The sequence below is a fragment of the Paraburkholderia sp. XV genome (genome assembly GCF_020177535.1).
Classification (GTDB): Bacteria; Pseudomonadota; Gammaproteobacteria; order Burkholderiales; family Burkholderiaceae; genus Paraburkholderia; species Paraburkholderia caribensis.
Map to the genome: position 1 here is coordinate 1 of NZ_JAGUUD010000161.1, position 14,541 is coordinate 14,541.

Here is a 14,541-nt window from a genome sequence, read left to right on the forward strand (position 1 = left end):
CCGCACAGGGGCGACGCATGAAGCACGCTAACAATTCGCGGATGCCAGCGCAAAGGCTGAAAACACCGACCGGCGAAGCACGACCCACGAAGGCAAAACACGGACGCCAGCGCAAAAGCAAAAGCAAAAAAACAAAAGCAAAAGACAAAAACAAAAAAACCAAACCAGAATGTCGATTCCCCCCACCCTCACCCGTCGTCAAAAATGAAACCCGCCATTCCGCGGTCCCACCCCAATCAGACAGGAGAAAAAACATGCGCGTCATGGTAATCGTCAAAGCAACGAGCGACTCCGAAGCCGGAAAAATGCCCACCACCGAGCTACTAACCGCAATGGGCCAATACAACGAAGAACTCGTAAAAGCGGGCATCATGCAGGCAGGCGAAGGCCTGCATCCAAGCTCCCGCGGCAAGCGCGTCCGCTTCTCAGGTGCAAACCGAACCGTAATCGACGGCCCGTTCGCAGAAACAAAGGAGCTGATCGCCGGCTTCTGGCTCTGGCAGGTGAAATCGATGGAAGAAGCTGTTGAATGGGTCCGGCGCTGCCCAAATCCAATGGAAGGCGATTCGGAAATCGAGATTCGTCAGGTCTTCTCGGCCGAAGACTTCGGCGACGAGTTCACCCCCGAACTACGCGCGCAGGAAGACCGCCTACGCGCCGAGATCGAACAGCAAACCCACAAGCCAACTTGAACAAACCCAAGCCCGCCGGCGGCACGCAGCCATTTCACCGCGCACGCAACGCATCGACGATATTCATGCGCGCCGCCCGCATCGCAGGCAAAAAGCCGCCGACGAGCCCCATCGTCATCGAAAACGCCAGCGTCTTCAAGACGATCGCCGGCGTGAGAATGAACCGGAACGACAGGTCCGCAAAGGTCTGAAAGTTCGTCGTGGAAAACGACGCGAACTGCATGAAGGCGGCGCATCCCAGTCCCGCCAGGCCGCCCACGAGCCCCAGCAGCACCGCCTCGATCAGAAACGCAGCCAGCACGTTCGCCCGCTGAAAGCCGAGCGCGCGCAACGTGCCAATCTCAGCGACCCGATTGGCCACCGACGCGTACATCGTGATCATCGCGCCAATCATCGCGGCAATCGAAAAGATCATCGACAACGTAAAGCCAAGAATGTTGAGAAAGGTCGACAGCGCCTTCGACTGGTCGCTATAAAACGTCTGCTCGCGCTTCGCTTCCTCCGCGAGACGCGGATCGACATCGATGTCGGCCCTGAAGCGCTCGAACTGATCGGACTCCGCGAGCCGCACCACCATCGACGAATAACTGGTGCGCCGGAACGACTGCATCAACTGGTCGACGTCGCCCCAGATCTCGGAATCGAAGCCGCTGCCGCCGGCATCGAAGGTGCCGACCACCGTCCAGTCGCGCTGCGCGAAACGCAGATGCTCGCCGAGTTGCGTGCCGCTGAAGCCCTTCGCGATGCTGCTGCCCACAATGATCTCCGACGAGCCCGGCGCAAACATGCGCCCCGACACGAGCTTCACCTGCGGCCGCAAGCTCATGCCCGCCGGCGATACGCCGCGAATCACCACGTTCGACGGCTTGCCCGTGCCGAGCTTCAGCAGCGAAATCAGCACGACGGATTCCTTCGACGCCATCCGCATGCCGTCGCCGCCCATCGCCACGGCGGGATGCATCTCGATCACGTTGGCCTGGCCGCGGTCGATCGCGCTCTGCACCTCCGTTTCCGCGCCCTTGCGGATCACGATGACGTTGTCCGCTTCGCCCGTCGATACCAGCGTCTTCTTGAGTCCCGCATCGAGCATCAGCACCGTCGCGAACACGAACACCACGAGCGCGAGGCCGCCCGCCGTCAGCGCCGTGGTCAGACGGCGCGTCCACAGGTTGCGGGCGATATACGAAAGCGGGATGGCCACGTTGTGCTTGCCTTTAGCGTTGAAACTCAGCCGATCGCCCGCAGGCCTTCGACGATCCGCACGCGCGCCGCCTGCAGCGCCGGAATGATGGCGGCAGCCAGCCCGATGACGAGCGCGCACGCGGCCTGCTGCAGCATCGTTTCGCGCGACACGCTGAACACCGGGAACACGCCGCCCGTCGCCTGCTTGAAGAAACTCGCGGCGGGCGGCGTTGCGAGCATGCCGAGACCCGCGCCAACCGCACAGATGGTCAGCGACTCGCCGAACATCAGCAGCGCAAGAAAGCCCGGCCCGAAGCCGAGCGCCTTGAGCGTCGCGTATTCAGTGGTGCGCTCGCGCGCGCTCATCGCCATCGCGTTCGCCATCACTGCCATGATGATCACGATCACCACGTACGACACGAGCCGGATCGCCGCGATGATCTGATTCGACATCGCAACGAAACCGAGCTGAAACGCCTGCTCCGTTTCCGTCAGCGTTTCGGCGAGCGAGTTCTTGAACACGTTGTCGACGTTGCGGGAAATCGCGGCGGCATCGTCCGGATTGTCGATGCCGAGCACGTACACGCCGACCTGGTCCGCGCGCCGCCCCGGCGTCTTGCGCACGGATTCGTTCAGATAGTCCCAATGAAAGATCATCTGGCGCGTGATCGTCGATTCGTCGCGGCCGTCCAGAATGCCACGCACGACGAATTCCCACGTGCCCGGATAAATCGTCCCCTTGATCGGGATCACGTCGCCGACCTTGAAGCCGTACGCAGTGGCAAGCTGCCGCCCGATCAGGCAGCCCTTGCGGTCGCGCTCGTAATCCGAGCGCTGCTGCGCGGGCAAAATGAATTCAGGGTAAAGGTCGAGATAGTTGTCCGACACGGCGAACTGCGCGAAGAAATTCTTCGGCTCGCGATAAACGCCGCCGAACCAGTTCGAGCGCGCGACCAGCGTCACGCCCTCCACGCCGCGAATCCGGTTCTCGTAGCTGAGCGGCAACGGGAACGTGAGCGAGATCGAGTTGCGCGTCACGAGCCGCGCGTTCGACGCGGCCGCCGCGCCCGCATACCACGCGTCGATCACGGTATGCAGCAGCCCGAACGCCAGCACGGCGATCATCAGGCCAAGCACGGTCAGCGTCGTGCGCAGCTTGTGCCGCAGCGCGTTGCGCGTGATCAGCTTCAGCAGGAACATGGCGCCGCGACTCCCGATACTGCCGCGCGCGCTTCAGCGAGCCGTGCCATCGATCAGCTCCCCTTTCTCCAGATGCACGAGCGCTCGTGCCGCGCCCGCCGCGTGCGCGTCGTGCGTGACCATGATGATCGTCTTGCCCAGTTCGCGGTTCAGGCGCTGCAGCATCGTGAGCACGTCTTCGGCGGATGCGCGGTCCAGGTCGCCCGTCGGTTCGTCAGCGACGATCAGCGTCGGGTCCGTGATCAGCGCGCGCGCAATCGCGACGCGCTGCTGTTGTCCACCCGACAGCTCCGACGGGTAATGATGCGCGCGATTGCCGAGATTCACCATGTCGAGCACGAGCGCGACGCGCTCGCGGCGCTCCTTGCGCGTCAGGCGGGTGAGCATCAGTGGCAATTCGATATTCTCGAACGCCGTCAGCACGGGCATCAGGTTGTAGAACTGGAAGATGAAGCCGACGTGCGCGGCGCGCCATTGCGCCAGCGCCGATTCATTGAGCCGCGTGATGTCCAGCCCGCCGACCCGCAACTCGCCGCCGTCCGGCCTGTCGATGCCCGCAATCAGATTGAGCAGCGTACTCTTGCCCGAGCCCGACGGCCCCATCAGCGCGATGAAGTCGCCCTCGCCGATGGCCAGCGTGATATCGGATAGCACGGGCACGGTCTGCACGCCGCGCCGGTACGATTTGACCAGATGCCGGATATCGACGAGCGGCGGCGTTGCGTTGATCGGCTCGCTCACTGTTTCTTCGCCACGGTGACTTTGGCGCCGTCCTTGATGTGCTCGTTCGGCGCGCGCACCAGTATGTCGCCGGGTCGCACGCCGCTCACTTCGACCAGTTCGCCGAGCGTCGCGCCCGTCGTGACGGGCACTTCGCGCACGCTGTCGTCCTTGACCACGAACGCCACCTTGCGGCCGTCGCGCTCCACGAAGGCGGCCGGCTGCGCCGCGACCACCGGCTTGCGGTCTTCGGGCGGCACCGGCTTCGACAGAAACGCGATTTTCGCGCTCATGTCGGGCAGCACGCGCGCGTCGCGATCGACGAAGCGCACCTTCACGAGCACCGTCGCCTTCGAACGGTCGACGGTCGGCACGATGCGCGACACGCTGCCCGCGAGGCGCATGTCCGGCAGCGCGTCGAGCTGGATCTCGCAGGGCGCGTTCACGGCGATCCTGCCGATATTCGATTCGGCGACGTCGGCTTCGACTTCGAGCGTGTCCATATCCGCGATCGTCACGACGGCGCCCTTGCTGTCCGACGCCTGCGAAAACGGCGTGATGTTGTCGCCGACGTTCGCGTGCTTTTCGATCACCACGCCGTCGAACGGCGAGCGGATCACGGTCTGATCGACGGCGACCTGCGCGGCCTGCGCGTTCGCCTGCGCGGCCACGATCGCGGCGCGGCTATTGTCGATCGATGCCACGGCCTTGTCGTAGCGCGCGAGATCGGCGTCGTATTGGGTGGCGGAAATCGCGCCGTTCGGCGCCAGAATTTTCGAGCGGCGCAGATTGATTTCGGCGTTCTTCAGTTCGGCCTGCTGCAACGCGAGGTTTGCCTGCGCGACCTTGATCTGCGCCTTCGCCTGCGCAAGCGACGCCTCGACGTCGTTGCTCTCGATCCGCGCGATGATCTCGTCTTTCTTGACCCGCGTGCCTTCCAGCACGCCGAGCCATTCGAGGCGCCCCTGCGCCTTCGACGATACAGCCGCCTTGCGCTGCGGCACGACATAGCCCGTTGCATTGAGCAGCGTGTAGGTTTGCGACGGATATGCCGACACCACGGTGGTGGTCTCGACGGTCTGCGGCCCCGCCAGCCGGAGCCCGGCGACGAGCGCGACGACGAGGATCAGCGCGACGACCCCGTAGCCGATCCAGTTGCGCCGGCGGCCGCCCGTTGCGACGGCGGGCCGGTCGATTTTCAGCCGCTTCAGATCGTGATCTGCCAATTTCTTATGTCGTTGCCGCAGGTGGATGCTGTCGCGCGTCTCGACGCATCGCCACGCCGGCTACTTATAGTGTGTAAATGGGTCCACAGTATAGCGCCGCGCCCTGCCCGCGTCTGCACGGCTTGGCATCCCGCTTGCAACGACACGGTGCTGGCGCGGAAAACGCCGGGAGTGCTTACGATTCGTGCCTGCTATCACGTGCCGCCTATGCGATAAGCATCCGGCTGCATCGCGCGAGTGTTGACAGGCATCTGCGCCAACGGTTTAGATTCTGGCCGTTGGTGTTCGATTTCCGAGGGAGACATCATGGAACAAAAACAGACTGTCGCAGCGGACAGCACCGCCGTACGCGTAGCGCTGTGGCGCGCGATGCATGTTCAGATCGACGCGCCGCCGCATGTGCTCGACGACGAAGCCGGCCTGCGGCTCGCCGCGCCCGAGGCGGGCTGGCGCGAACGTCCCGACATGGACGCGCAAGGAACGCGCGGGTATCGCGCGTCGATCGTGGGCCGCGCGCGCTTTATCGAAGACCTGGTGACGGAACAGGCGGATCGGGGCGTCGGTCAGTACGTGATCCTCGGTGCGGGTCTCGATACGTTCGCGCAGCGCAAGCCTCACGTCGCGTCGCGCTTGCGCATCTTCGAAGTCGACCGGCCGGGTGCAACGGCATGGAAGCGCGAACGCCTGCTCGAACTCGACTACGGCGTTCCCGACTGGCTGCGGCTCGTGCCCGTCGACTTCGAAGCCGGTCAGTCCTGGTGGGAACAGATCGCCGACGCGGGTTTCGATGCGGACGCGCCCGCCGTGATCGCATCGACGGGTGTCTCGATGTACCTGACGCGCGAGGCGAATCTGGCGACGCTGCGCCAGATCGCGAAACTCGCGCCAGGCTCGACGCTGGCGATGACCTTCCTGCTGCCGCTCGATCTCATCGATCCCGCCGAGCGCGCGCAGCATCAGTTCGTCTACGAACGCGCGCGGGCTGCGGGCACGCCGTTCGTCAGTTTCTTCAAGCCCGTCGAGATGCTGACGCTCGCGCGTGAAGCGGGTTTCAAGGGCGTCAAGCATGTGTCGACGGCCGATCTCGTCGAGCGCTACTTTGCGGGCCGGTCCGATGGACTGAGGCCGTCGACGGGTGAAGCGTTTCTCGTTGCGACTACCTGAAACCACCGAAACCACCTGAAGCCTCATGGCCGCGCGCCACCCGTCATGAAACGACGGCGCGCGGCCATCGCCGCACGACGGCGGATGTGATCGTAACCGTGCCGTCCGTCACGCCGCTCAGGTCGAGCGCCGTGACGGCTGCGCAGTTCATGGCGGGCATCACGACCGCCGCGCTAAGAATGCGCTAACTCTGCAAGGGCACAATCTTACGCATGCACCGGGACAAGGCGTGTAGACGCCTGAAACCACGCGCTCAACGCGGGATTTGCAATCCGTCTGCCTGTTTTCAGAAGCGGTGATATGGTGCGCGCAAATAGCGACAACGCGTGTGGTCGCCCGCTCACCTGAATGGTGCAGCGTGCGAAGCCGTACGTCGCGCTTCCATTCATCTATCAGCGAAAAGACATGAACTTCGAAAACAACGCTTCGAGCAACACGCTGGACGTCGCCGACGCGACGTCTTCGCCGTTGCGAGCATGGCTCGCGGTAGCGTCGGTGACGATTGGCGCGTTCGCCTTCGTGACGACGGAGTTTCTGCCCGTCGGTCTGCTGCCGCAAGTCGCGCAAACCTTCGACGTATTGCCGGGCACAGCCGGCCTCATGGTGACGATTCCCGGCATCATGGCCGCCATCTCCGCGCCCGGCCTGATGCTCGCCGCCGGACGCGTGAACCGCCGGCTGATTCTGATTCTGCTGACCGTGATGCTGCTCGCGTCGAATTTACTGTCGGCATTCGCTCCGAACTTCCCGATGATGCTCGTCGGCCGCGCACTGCTCGGCGCCGCACTCGGCGGCTTCTGGACGCTCGCGCTCGCTGCCGCCGGGCGCCTCGTGAAATCGCATGAGGCGGCCCGCGCGACGGCGACGATTCTCGCCGGCGTCACCTGCGCGACGGTGATCGGCGTGCCGCTCGGGACGTTCATCGCGAGTCTCGCTTCGTGGCGCATGTCGTTCATCGCGACGGCCGTGCTCGTAAGCGTCGCGCTGATCTCGCAGATTGCGCTGCTGCCGTCGCTGCCGTCCAAAGCGGCTTTGCGCTTCGCCGATCTCGTGACGCTCGTGCGCCGTCCGTTCCCGCGCAAGAGCCTGTTGATGGTCGCGCTGATTTTCGGCGCGCATTTCTCGTCGTACACGTATATCGCGCCGTTCTTGCAGAACGCGCATTTCAGCACGTCGACGATTACGGCCGTGCTGCTCGGCTTCGGCATCATCGGCTTCTTTTCGAACTTCGCGGTATCGACGTTCGTCGCACGCAAGCTCAAGGGCTCGCTCGCCACGGTGACCGTGCTGCTGATGTTCGCGCTGCTCACCATGCCGCTGCTCAGCGACATGGCGCCCGTCGTGACGGGCATCGTGCTCGCGTGGGGCATCGCGTTCGGCGCCATTCCCCTGTGCGTGAGCGTGTGGATGCAGGAAGCCGCGCCCGATTTGCCCGAAGCTGGTTCAGCGCTGTTCGTCGGCATCATTCAGGTCGCGATTGCAGTGGGTTCGTCGGTGGGCGGCACGATCGTCGACCACGCCGGCATTCCCGTCGATTTCTGGTTCGGCAGCGTGCTCGCGATTCTCGGCCTCGTCACGCTGGCGAGTTTCCGCACGCGCAACAACGCCGTACAGGCCGCCGCGCCCATGGCATCCAGCGAGGTTCAGACCGAGTGCGTTTGAGGTGCGAAGCGCGGCGTCGTCAGGTCGCGCTCTCTACTTCCGCTTGAACGCGGCGCGCCGCTCGGCGCGCTCGCTTGCGAACTGGCTGCTGAGCGTCGAGTCCAGATCCTTGCGCTCGACGTGTTCGCCACAATGCGGACACACGTTCGCCAGCCCGACATCGTGGCCGCACTTGCGGTGCACGAAGCGCACTGCGATGTCCTCGTGCTGCTCCTTGCACCACGTTTCGCCCCACGCGCGCAGTGCGTGAATCACGGGGTAAAACGCCCGCCCTTTCTCCGTCAGACGATATTCGTAGCGCAGCGGCTTCTCGCTATACGGATGACGCTCGATCATGCCGTCCGCTTCGAGCGACTTCAGACGCGTCGCCAGCATTTGCGGCGTCGCTTCTGTCTGAATCTGAATTTCCTCGAAACGCGCTGCGCCCATGTACAACTCCCGCAGGACCAGCATCGACCACCGGTCGCCGACGACATCCAGCGACCGCGACACCGGACACACCGTATTGGCCTGCGCCGCGACACGTACCACGACCCTTCTCCCATCGAAACTCTTTATTTCATAGTAACACAAACGAGAATTGGCGTGCATACGCACACGCCTTCTGCGCGGCTGCTGGCGGCCCTCGAGGGCTAATCGGAACCCTCGCAAACCAACCCGCAAAGCCTCATCGCACTTGACACTATGATTTTCATAGTTATATGCTGCGTTCACGTTAGCGATGCGCGAGACGTCACGTATCGTCCGATCACGGCAGCCGGCGCCGGGTGCGGAACGCGAACTCGTACGTACCCTTTTCGATGGAGAAACTGAAATGCCCAATACTGTTTATCGCGCTGAGCGCACTGGTCTGCTGCTGGTCGATCCGTACAACGACTTTCTGTCGGAAGGCGGCAAGCTGTTTCCGATGATCAAGGAAATCGCCACCAACGTACGCCTGCTCGACAACCTGCGCGCGACGGTGACCGCCGCACGCAAGGCCGGCATCCAGGTGTTCTATGTGCCGCACCGCCGCTGGCAGCCGGGCGATTACGACAACTGGGATCATCCGAATCCGACGCAACGCCAGATTCAGCAACGTCACACGTTTGCAAAGGGAACATGGGGCGGCGAGTGGCATCCCGATTTCGTGCCGCAGGAAGGCGACATCGTCGTGCAGGAGCACTGGGCGCAAAGCGGCTTCGCCAACACCGATCTCGACTTTCAGCTGAAGCAGCATGGCATCACGCATGTAATCGCCGTTGGCCTGCTCGCCAATACGTGCATCGAATCCACCAGCCGCTTCGCGATGGAACTGGGCTATCACGTCACGCTCGTTCGCGACAGCACGGCCGCTTTCTCTGAAGCGATGATGCGCGCCGCGCACGAACTGAACGGCCCGACCTTCGCACATGAAATCCTGAACACGGCCGAACTCATCGCCGCGTTGCCCGCAGTGAAAGAAGCAAAGGGAGCACAGGCATGACGCTTACTGGCAATCTGCTGATCGGCGCGCATGAGGTCTCTGCGACGGCGGGGACCATGAAGGCGCTGAACCCCGCGACGAATGCCGCGATCGAACCGGATTTCGCGTTCGGCGGCGTTGCGGAAGTGAATCTCGCGGCGCAACTCGCCGACGATGCTTTCGACAGCTTCAACAACACGTCGCTCAACGAACGCGCCACGTTTCTCGACCGCATTGCTGACGGCCTCGAGGCCGTTGCGCCTGAACTCGCGCAGCGCGCCTCGCTGGAAACAGGCTTGCCTGCCGCGCAACTCGAGGCGGAAACCGCCAAAGCGGCCACGCAGTTCCGTCAGTTCGCGACGGTGGTGCGCCAGGGGCGCTTTCGCCAGGCGACGATCGATCCCGCGCAACCCGAGCGCCGGCCGCGCGCGCGCATGGATCACCGGATGCAGAAGATCGCGCTCGGCCCCGTCGCGATTTTCGGTGCAAGCAACTTTCCGATTTCCTATTCGGTCGCGGGCGGCGACACGGCGTCGGCGCTGGCGGCCGGTTGCCCCGTTATCGTGAAGGCGCATAACGCGCATCCGGGCGCATCCGAACTCATGGGCCGCGTGATCCAGCAGGCCGTGGAAGCATCGGGGCTGCACGAAGGCGTGTTTTCGATGCTGCGCGGCGGCGGCAATGAAATCGGCGAAGCGCTCGTCGATCATCCGCTTATCAAAGGCGTGACGTTCACGGGCTCCGAAGCGGGCGGCATGGCGCTGTTCCGGCGCGCGCAGCAGCGCCCCGATCCGATCCCCGTGTTCACGGAAATGACGAGCGTCAATCCGACCTTCGTGCTGCCGGCGGCGCTTGCTGCACGCGGCGGCGCAGTCGGCGACGGCTTCGGCGAACGCATGCTGGTCAACGTCGGGCAAGCGTGCCTGAAGCCCGCCATCCTTCTCGCGATCGACGGCCCCGGCTACGCGGAACTGAGGCAGGCGCTGATCGCCCGCGTCGAAGCGATGCACGCGCGCACGATGCTGACGCCCGGTATCTGGAAGTCGTACGGCGAAAACCTGGCGCGGCGCAAACACGCGGGCGCGGAACACATCGCGGCGGGAGGCGAGGCGCAAGGCGCGTGGGACGGTCAGGCGGCGCTGCTCGAAATCGACGGCGCGCACATGCTTGCCGATGCGTCGCTTTCGGAGGAAGTGTTCGGTCCGGCTGCGCTGCTCGTGCGTGTATCGGATGTCGAGCAATTGATTGCGCTCGCCAGGCAGTTTCGCGGCCAGCTGTCGGCGACGATGCAAATCGATTCCGCCGATCACCCGCTCGCCGCGCGCCTGTTGCCCGTGCTGGAACGGCGCACGGGACGCATCGTGATCAATGCGTTCGCGCATCCGCAGGAAGTGTCCTATGCGTCGATTCACGGCGGCCCGTTCCCGGCAACGTCTGACAGCCGCTTCACGTCGGTCGGCATGACGTCGATCGAGCGCTTTCTGCGTCCCGTGTGCTACCAGGGCTTTCCGGACGATCTGCTGCCCGAGGCGTTGAAGCACGACAATCCGCGCCACCTCTGGCGTCTCACGGACGGCGAGTTGTCGAAAGCCTGATCGCGTTCGATGAAGCGAGGCCCGCGCACGGCGACCGTGCGCGGGCCTTTTATGTTTAAAGATCCAGCACCAGCAGTTCGCTTTTCGCGCGCGAGACGCACAAGGTCAGGAAGTTCTGCTGGTCGGCTGCGTCGAGAATGCAATCCTGATGCTCGACTTCGCCGCTCAGATAACGCACCTTGCACGTCGCGCACAAGCCGGCTTCACACGATGTCTGCACGCCGATGCCCGCAGCCTTGAGCACATCGGCGATGCTCTTGTCGACGGGCACGGGCAGACGTTGACCCGTGCTGGCGATCTCGACGGTGAATTCGCCCGGCTTTCGATCGGCTGGCGCTAGCGCGCGTTCCGGCGCCTTGAAATGCTCGCAGTGCACGGCATCCTTCGGCCAGTGCCCGGACGCGTCGGCGCAGGCGCGCATGAAGCCCGTAGGGCCGCAATAGTAGACATGCGTGCCGTCTTGCGCCTCGTCGCGCAACAGCGCCGCGATATCCAGCCCACGTGCCGGATCGCCGCCGTCGAAGTGGAAGTGCAGCCGCTCGCGCTCGACGAGCGTCTGCAATTCTTCCGTGAATGCCGCGCATTGCGCATCGCGCGCGCAGTAGTGCAACTCGTAGTCCACGTCATCCGTATTCGCAAGCTGATGCGCCATCGACTTGAGCGGCGTCACGCCGATGCCGCCCGCAATCAGGATCACCTTGCGCGCCCCTTGCGCGAGTTCGAAGTTATTGCGCGGCACGCTTACGCGCACGCGGCCCTGCACCTGCAACTGTTCGTGAACGGCCTTCGAGCCGCCGCGCCCTTTTTCGTCGCGCAGCACCGCGATCACATAGCGATGCCGGTCGGCAGGTGAATTGCACAGCGAGTACTGCCTGATGACACCGTTCGCAAGATGCACGTCGATATGCGCGCCCGCCGTGAAGGGCGGCAACTCCGCGCCTTCGGGATCGACGAGTTCATACGACTGGATATTGCGGCCTTCGTAGCGGACCTGCCGCACGAACAACTCCAGCGTCGCCGCTGCCTGATTGAATGCTGTCAATTAGTGTCTCCTTGCCACTTGCGTTCGCGCTACCTGCCAATGCGGCGCCACATCGCCAATGCGGGCGCCGCATCGCTGCTGCTAGCGCGCCGACTGCTCCAGCTCGTCCATCTTCGCGCGCACGAACGCGGCCCGCTCATCGCCCTTCAGGTGATCGCTCTGCGTGAGAATCGCGACGACCGCTTTCGAAATGCGGCGGCGCTGCGCGACTTCTTCTTCGACGGTCGCGGCCTCGGGAATCTCGAACACGTTGCCGGAGCAATAGCTGTTCGGCGCGGCGCCGACGTCGCGCAGCCACTGCGCGAACTCCGCCGGCGACGCGGCCGGGTTCGTGCCGCGCACGGCATCGCGCAGCATCTTGCGGAACAGATAGAGGCCGGCGTCGAACTTGGTCGGATGTTCGAGCGAATGCACGGCGATGGGGCGCTGGCTGATGATCGCTTCGTAATCGCCCGGTGCGTACTGCGCGTCCTTGTAGTGCGCGCGCTCGCGATGGTTGGGTGGAATGGGCGGCATGTCTTCGAGCTTGTACTTGCCGAAGCGCTCGGGCCTGCGCATCGCCACCTGGCCTTCGAGGAAGTCGATGGTTTCATAGCCGACCATCGACTTGTCGCCGACGCCGCGCGTATCGACGCCGGGGCCCATCACGCGCCAGCCGATCATCTTGCTGTTTTCGTCGTCGACGGGCACCGTCCAGCGGATCATGTGGAAGCGGCTGAACAGCTTCTTGTTCAAACCGTCTTCCGACGTGTACGCGTGCAGGCTCAGATTCGGCAGCACCTGATGCTGGACGCGCACGAACAGATGATCCTTGTCCGCGCGGCGCGCGCCCGCGCAGGCGAGACTGCGGCCCTGCTGCACGGGGATGAACTGCATGTCGGGCGGCACTTCCATCGATGCCGCGCCGACTTCGTCGAACGTCGTGCCCTGGTAGTGCCCGCCGACCACGTTCCTGCCCGCGTGCAACGCGGCCGTGTGGTAATTGTCGGCGGCGTTGTCCTGGACCTGCAGCCAGTTGCAGTGCTGGAAGTTGCTATAGGGAACGAGTTCGTCGGTGGGCAGCACGGTGAAGTTGCCTTCCCATTCTGGGAACGGCGGCTCTTCTTCGGGCGGACCCATGTAGGCGAACACGAGGCCGTTGCGCTCGATGGCCTTGTACGCGCCCTGACGGATCGAGCATGCGTACTTCTCGGCTTCCGCCTCTTCGCCCTTCGGAAACGGCGCATGCAGGCAGGTGCCGTCGATGTCGAACACCATGCCGTGATAGCAGCACTGGATGCCGCGCTGCTGGATCGCGCCGTATTCGAGCGAGGCGCCGCGATGCACGCAATGCGCGTGCAACAGACCGACGCGGCCGCTGCCGTCGCGGAACGCGACCAGTTCTTCGTTGAGGATCTTCAGGAAGCGGGGCGTGTCGGTGAGTTCCATCGACATGCAGACAGGATGCCAGAAGCGGCGCATGTATTCGCCCGTCGGCGTGCCGGGCCCCGTCTCGGTGAGCTCGACATCGTGCGCCGGAATCCTGTTCGTGTAGTAGCCGCCGTAGGGAATCAGCTTCTTCACCACGGTGCCGCCCGCGGTGCCGCCCTTCTCCATCTGCTCCGACTTCATCGTCATGACCGCTCCTTTTGACTGTGGGTAGGTGAAGACCGCCGTTTTGACTGCCTTCCGTCGTTTGAATACGGATACCGAACTCTGTATACAAAGATTAAGGAGATGCCGAATCCGCGCCAATCAAGGTTTACACCTAAGGTTGACCGACTCATGAGCGCCATGTAGTCTGTATCCAAAGTACAGAGGTACACGATGACACTCAAGTTCGAGAAGCTGCAGGTTCGTCCCGACTATGTCGAGGAGGTGTATCGAGTGCTTGCGGATGCGATTAGCGACGGGTCGCTCGCGCCCGGCACGCGATTGACGCAGGAGGAGATTGCGGAGCAGTTCGCGGTATCGCGGTCACCCGTGCTGCAGGCGCTGCGTTTGTTGAAGAAGGACGGGCTGGTGCAGGATGCGCCGGGGCGGGGCGTTCTGGTTGCGCCGCTCGATGTCGAGTGGACGAGTCATCTTTACCAGGTGCGCGGTGCGCTGGATACGCTTGCTGCGAGGCTTGCTGCGGAGCGTGGCGCTGTGATCGATAGCGCGTTGATCATGCGTGGGCGGCTGGTGTCGAAGGGCAAGGACGTGAAGGCGATGATCGATGCCGATATTGCTTTTCATTCGGCTATTTATGAGGCGTCGGGGAATCCGCTGATCGTTGAGAGTGCGCAGTTGCATTGGGTTCATTTGCGCCGGGTGATGGGCGCGGTGCTGCAGTCTTCGCGGTTGCGGGATTCGATCTGGGATGAGCATCAGGCTATCGCCGAGGCGATCGCTGCGCGCGATCCCGCGCGGGCGGCTGAGCTTACCGAGTTGCATACCAGTAGTGCGCGGCAGAATCTTGTTGCGAGGTTGGGGGAGATGCTTAAAGCTGGGTGAAGGTTTGGTTTTTTCTGTCTGCGACGCTGGGGTTGGGTTCGGCTGGCTTGGGCTGGGTTTGCTTTTCGCTGGCATCCGCGAATTGTTAGCGTGCTTCACGCGTTGCCCCTGTGCGGGGCGGCACCTACTTTTCTTTGCC

13 protein-coding genes are annotated in these 14,541 nt (G+C 63.6%); 6 read left to right on the forward strand and 7 right to left on the reverse strand.

Going from position 1 to position 14,541, the window contains the following annotated elements; genetic code table 11:
* Positions 1-254: 254 nt before the first annotated feature.
* Entirely contained in the window at positions 255-692 is a 438-nt protein-coding gene (locus tag KFO72_RS38410; RefSeq protein WP_054932682.1) for a YciI family protein, read from the forward strand.
* 34 nt (positions 693-726) lie between these two features.
* Here KFO72_RS38410 and KFO72_RS38415 read toward each other — a convergent pair whose 3' ends face one another.
* Genes KFO72_RS38415 through KFO72_RS38430 form a run of 4 tightly spaced genes read right to left on the reverse strand, consistent with a single transcriptional unit; the run spans position 727 to position 5,020 of the window.
* On the reverse strand, positions 727-1,893 hold the full coding sequence (locus KFO72_RS38415) for an ABC transporter permease (protein WP_060603734.1): 1,167 nt from the start codon (positions 1,891-1,893) through the stop codon (positions 727-729).
* A 26-nt stretch (positions 1,894-1,919) separates the two neighbouring features.
* Positions 1,920-3,074: an ABC transporter permease gene (locus KFO72_RS38420; protein ID WP_060603741.1), complete on the reverse strand. Its 1,155-nt coding sequence runs from the start codon at positions 3,072-3,074 to the stop codon at positions 1,920-1,922.
* Positions 3,075-3,107: 33 nt separating this feature from the next.
* On the reverse strand, positions 3,108-3,815 hold the full coding sequence (locus KFO72_RS38425) for an ABC transporter ATP-binding protein (RefSeq protein WP_225034263.1): 708 nt from the start codon (positions 3,813-3,815) through the stop codon (positions 3,108-3,110).
* Positions 3,812-5,020, reverse strand: a complete 1,209-nt coding sequence (locus tag KFO72_RS38430; protein WP_225034264.1) for an efflux RND transporter periplasmic adaptor subunit — start codon at positions 5,018-5,020, stop codon at positions 3,812-3,814. Before KFO72_RS38430 ends, KFO72_RS38425 begins: the two co-directional genes overlap by 4 nt.
* 306 nt (positions 5,021-5,326) lie before the next feature.
* Between KFO72_RS38430 and KFO72_RS38435 the strand changes: the two genes are divergently transcribed.
* Complete coding sequence (locus KFO72_RS38435) at positions 5,327-6,184, forward strand: class I SAM-dependent methyltransferase (RefSeq protein ID WP_225034265.1); 858 nt, start codon at positions 5,327-5,329, stop codon at positions 6,182-6,184.
* 405 nt (positions 6,185-6,589) lie between these two features.
* Positions 6,590-7,846 carry an MFS transporter gene (locus KFO72_RS38440; RefSeq protein ID WP_107200671.1) on the forward strand — a complete coding sequence of 419 codons (1,257 nt, stop codon included), beginning with the start codon at positions 6,590-6,592 and terminating at the stop codon, positions 7,844-7,846.
* A 33-nt stretch (positions 7,847-7,879) separates the two neighbouring features.
* Here KFO72_RS38440 and KFO72_RS38445 read toward each other — a convergent pair whose 3' ends face one another.
* Entirely contained in the window at positions 7,880-8,377 is a 498-nt protein-coding gene (locus tag KFO72_RS38445; RefSeq protein ID WP_060603745.1) for a winged helix-turn-helix transcriptional regulator, read from the reverse strand.
* Positions 8,378-8,660: 283 nt separating this feature from the next.
* Between KFO72_RS38445 and KFO72_RS38450 the strand changes: the two genes are divergently transcribed.
* Together KFO72_RS38450 and KFO72_RS38455 are read left to right on the forward strand one after the other, a co-directional pair.
* Positions 8,661-9,311 (forward strand): isochorismatase family cysteine hydrolase, encoded by a 651-nt coding sequence (locus tag KFO72_RS38450; RefSeq protein WP_224101899.1) that lies wholly within the window; start codon positions 8,661-8,663, stop codon positions 9,309-9,311.
* Complete coding sequence (locus tag KFO72_RS38455) at positions 9,308-10,885, forward strand: aldehyde dehydrogenase (NADP(+)) (RefSeq protein ID WP_225034266.1); 1,578 nt, start codon at positions 9,308-9,310, stop codon at positions 10,883-10,885. The genes KFO72_RS38450 and KFO72_RS38455 overlap by 4 nt, the downstream gene beginning before the upstream one ends.
* Before the next feature lie 55 nt (positions 10,886-10,940).
* Here the strand turns inward: KFO72_RS38455 and KFO72_RS38460 are convergent, their stop codons facing one another.
* Together KFO72_RS38460 and KFO72_RS38465 are read right to left on the reverse strand one after the other, a co-directional pair.
* Positions 10,941-11,927, reverse strand: a complete 987-nt coding sequence (locus KFO72_RS38460) for a PDR/VanB family oxidoreductase (protein WP_060603751.1) — start codon at positions 11,925-11,927, stop codon at positions 10,941-10,943.
* 81 nt (positions 11,928-12,008) lie between these two features.
* Positions 12,009-13,544 carry a Rieske 2Fe-2S domain-containing protein gene (locus tag KFO72_RS38465; RefSeq protein WP_225034267.1) on the reverse strand — a complete coding sequence of 512 codons (1,536 nt, stop codon included), beginning with the start codon at positions 13,542-13,544 and terminating at the stop codon, positions 12,009-12,011.
* Positions 13,545-13,733: 189 nt separating this feature from the next.
* Here KFO72_RS38465 and KFO72_RS38470 point away from each other — a divergent pair, with 189 nt between their 5' ends.
* The gene (locus KFO72_RS38470; RefSeq protein WP_036002267.1) at positions 13,734-14,402 is read left to right on the forward strand and encodes a GntR family transcriptional regulator; all 669 of its coding nucleotides are present in this window, start codon (positions 13,734-13,736) and stop codon (positions 14,400-14,402) included.
* Positions 14,403-14,541 lie beyond the last annotated feature (139 nt).

Bases quoted from the DNA above. Each gene is read 5' to 3' on its own strand.
- KFO72_RS38435 (WP_225034265.1), top strand. From the start codon at position 5,327: ATGGAACAAAAACAGACTGTCGCAGCGGACAGCACCGCCGTACGCGTA.
- KFO72_RS38450 (WP_224101899.1), top strand. From the start codon at position 8,661: ATGCCCAATACTGTTTATCGCGCTGAGCGCACTGGTCTGCTGCTGGTC.
- KFO72_RS38455 (WP_225034266.1), top strand. From the start codon at position 9,308: ATGACGCTTACTGGCAATCTGCTGATCGGCGCGCATGAGGTCTCTGCG.
- KFO72_RS38470 (WP_036002267.1), top strand. From the start codon at position 13,734: ATGACACTCAAGTTCGAGAAGCTGCAGGTTCGTCCCGACTATGTCGAG.
- KFO72_RS38420 (WP_060603741.1), bottom strand. From the start codon at position 3,074: ATGTTCCTGCTGAAGCTGATCACGCGCAACGCGCTGCGGCACAAGCTG.
- KFO72_RS38410 (WP_054932682.1), top strand. From the start codon at position 255: ATGCGCGTCATGGTAATCGTCAAAGCAACGAGCGACTCCGAAGCCGGA.
- KFO72_RS38440 (WP_107200671.1), top strand. From the start codon at position 6,590: ATGAACTTCGAAAACAACGCTTCGAGCAACACGCTGGACGTCGCCGAC.
- KFO72_RS38465 (WP_225034267.1), bottom strand. From the start codon at position 13,544: ATGACGATGAAGTCGGAGCAGATGGAGAAGGGCGGCACCGCGGGCGGC.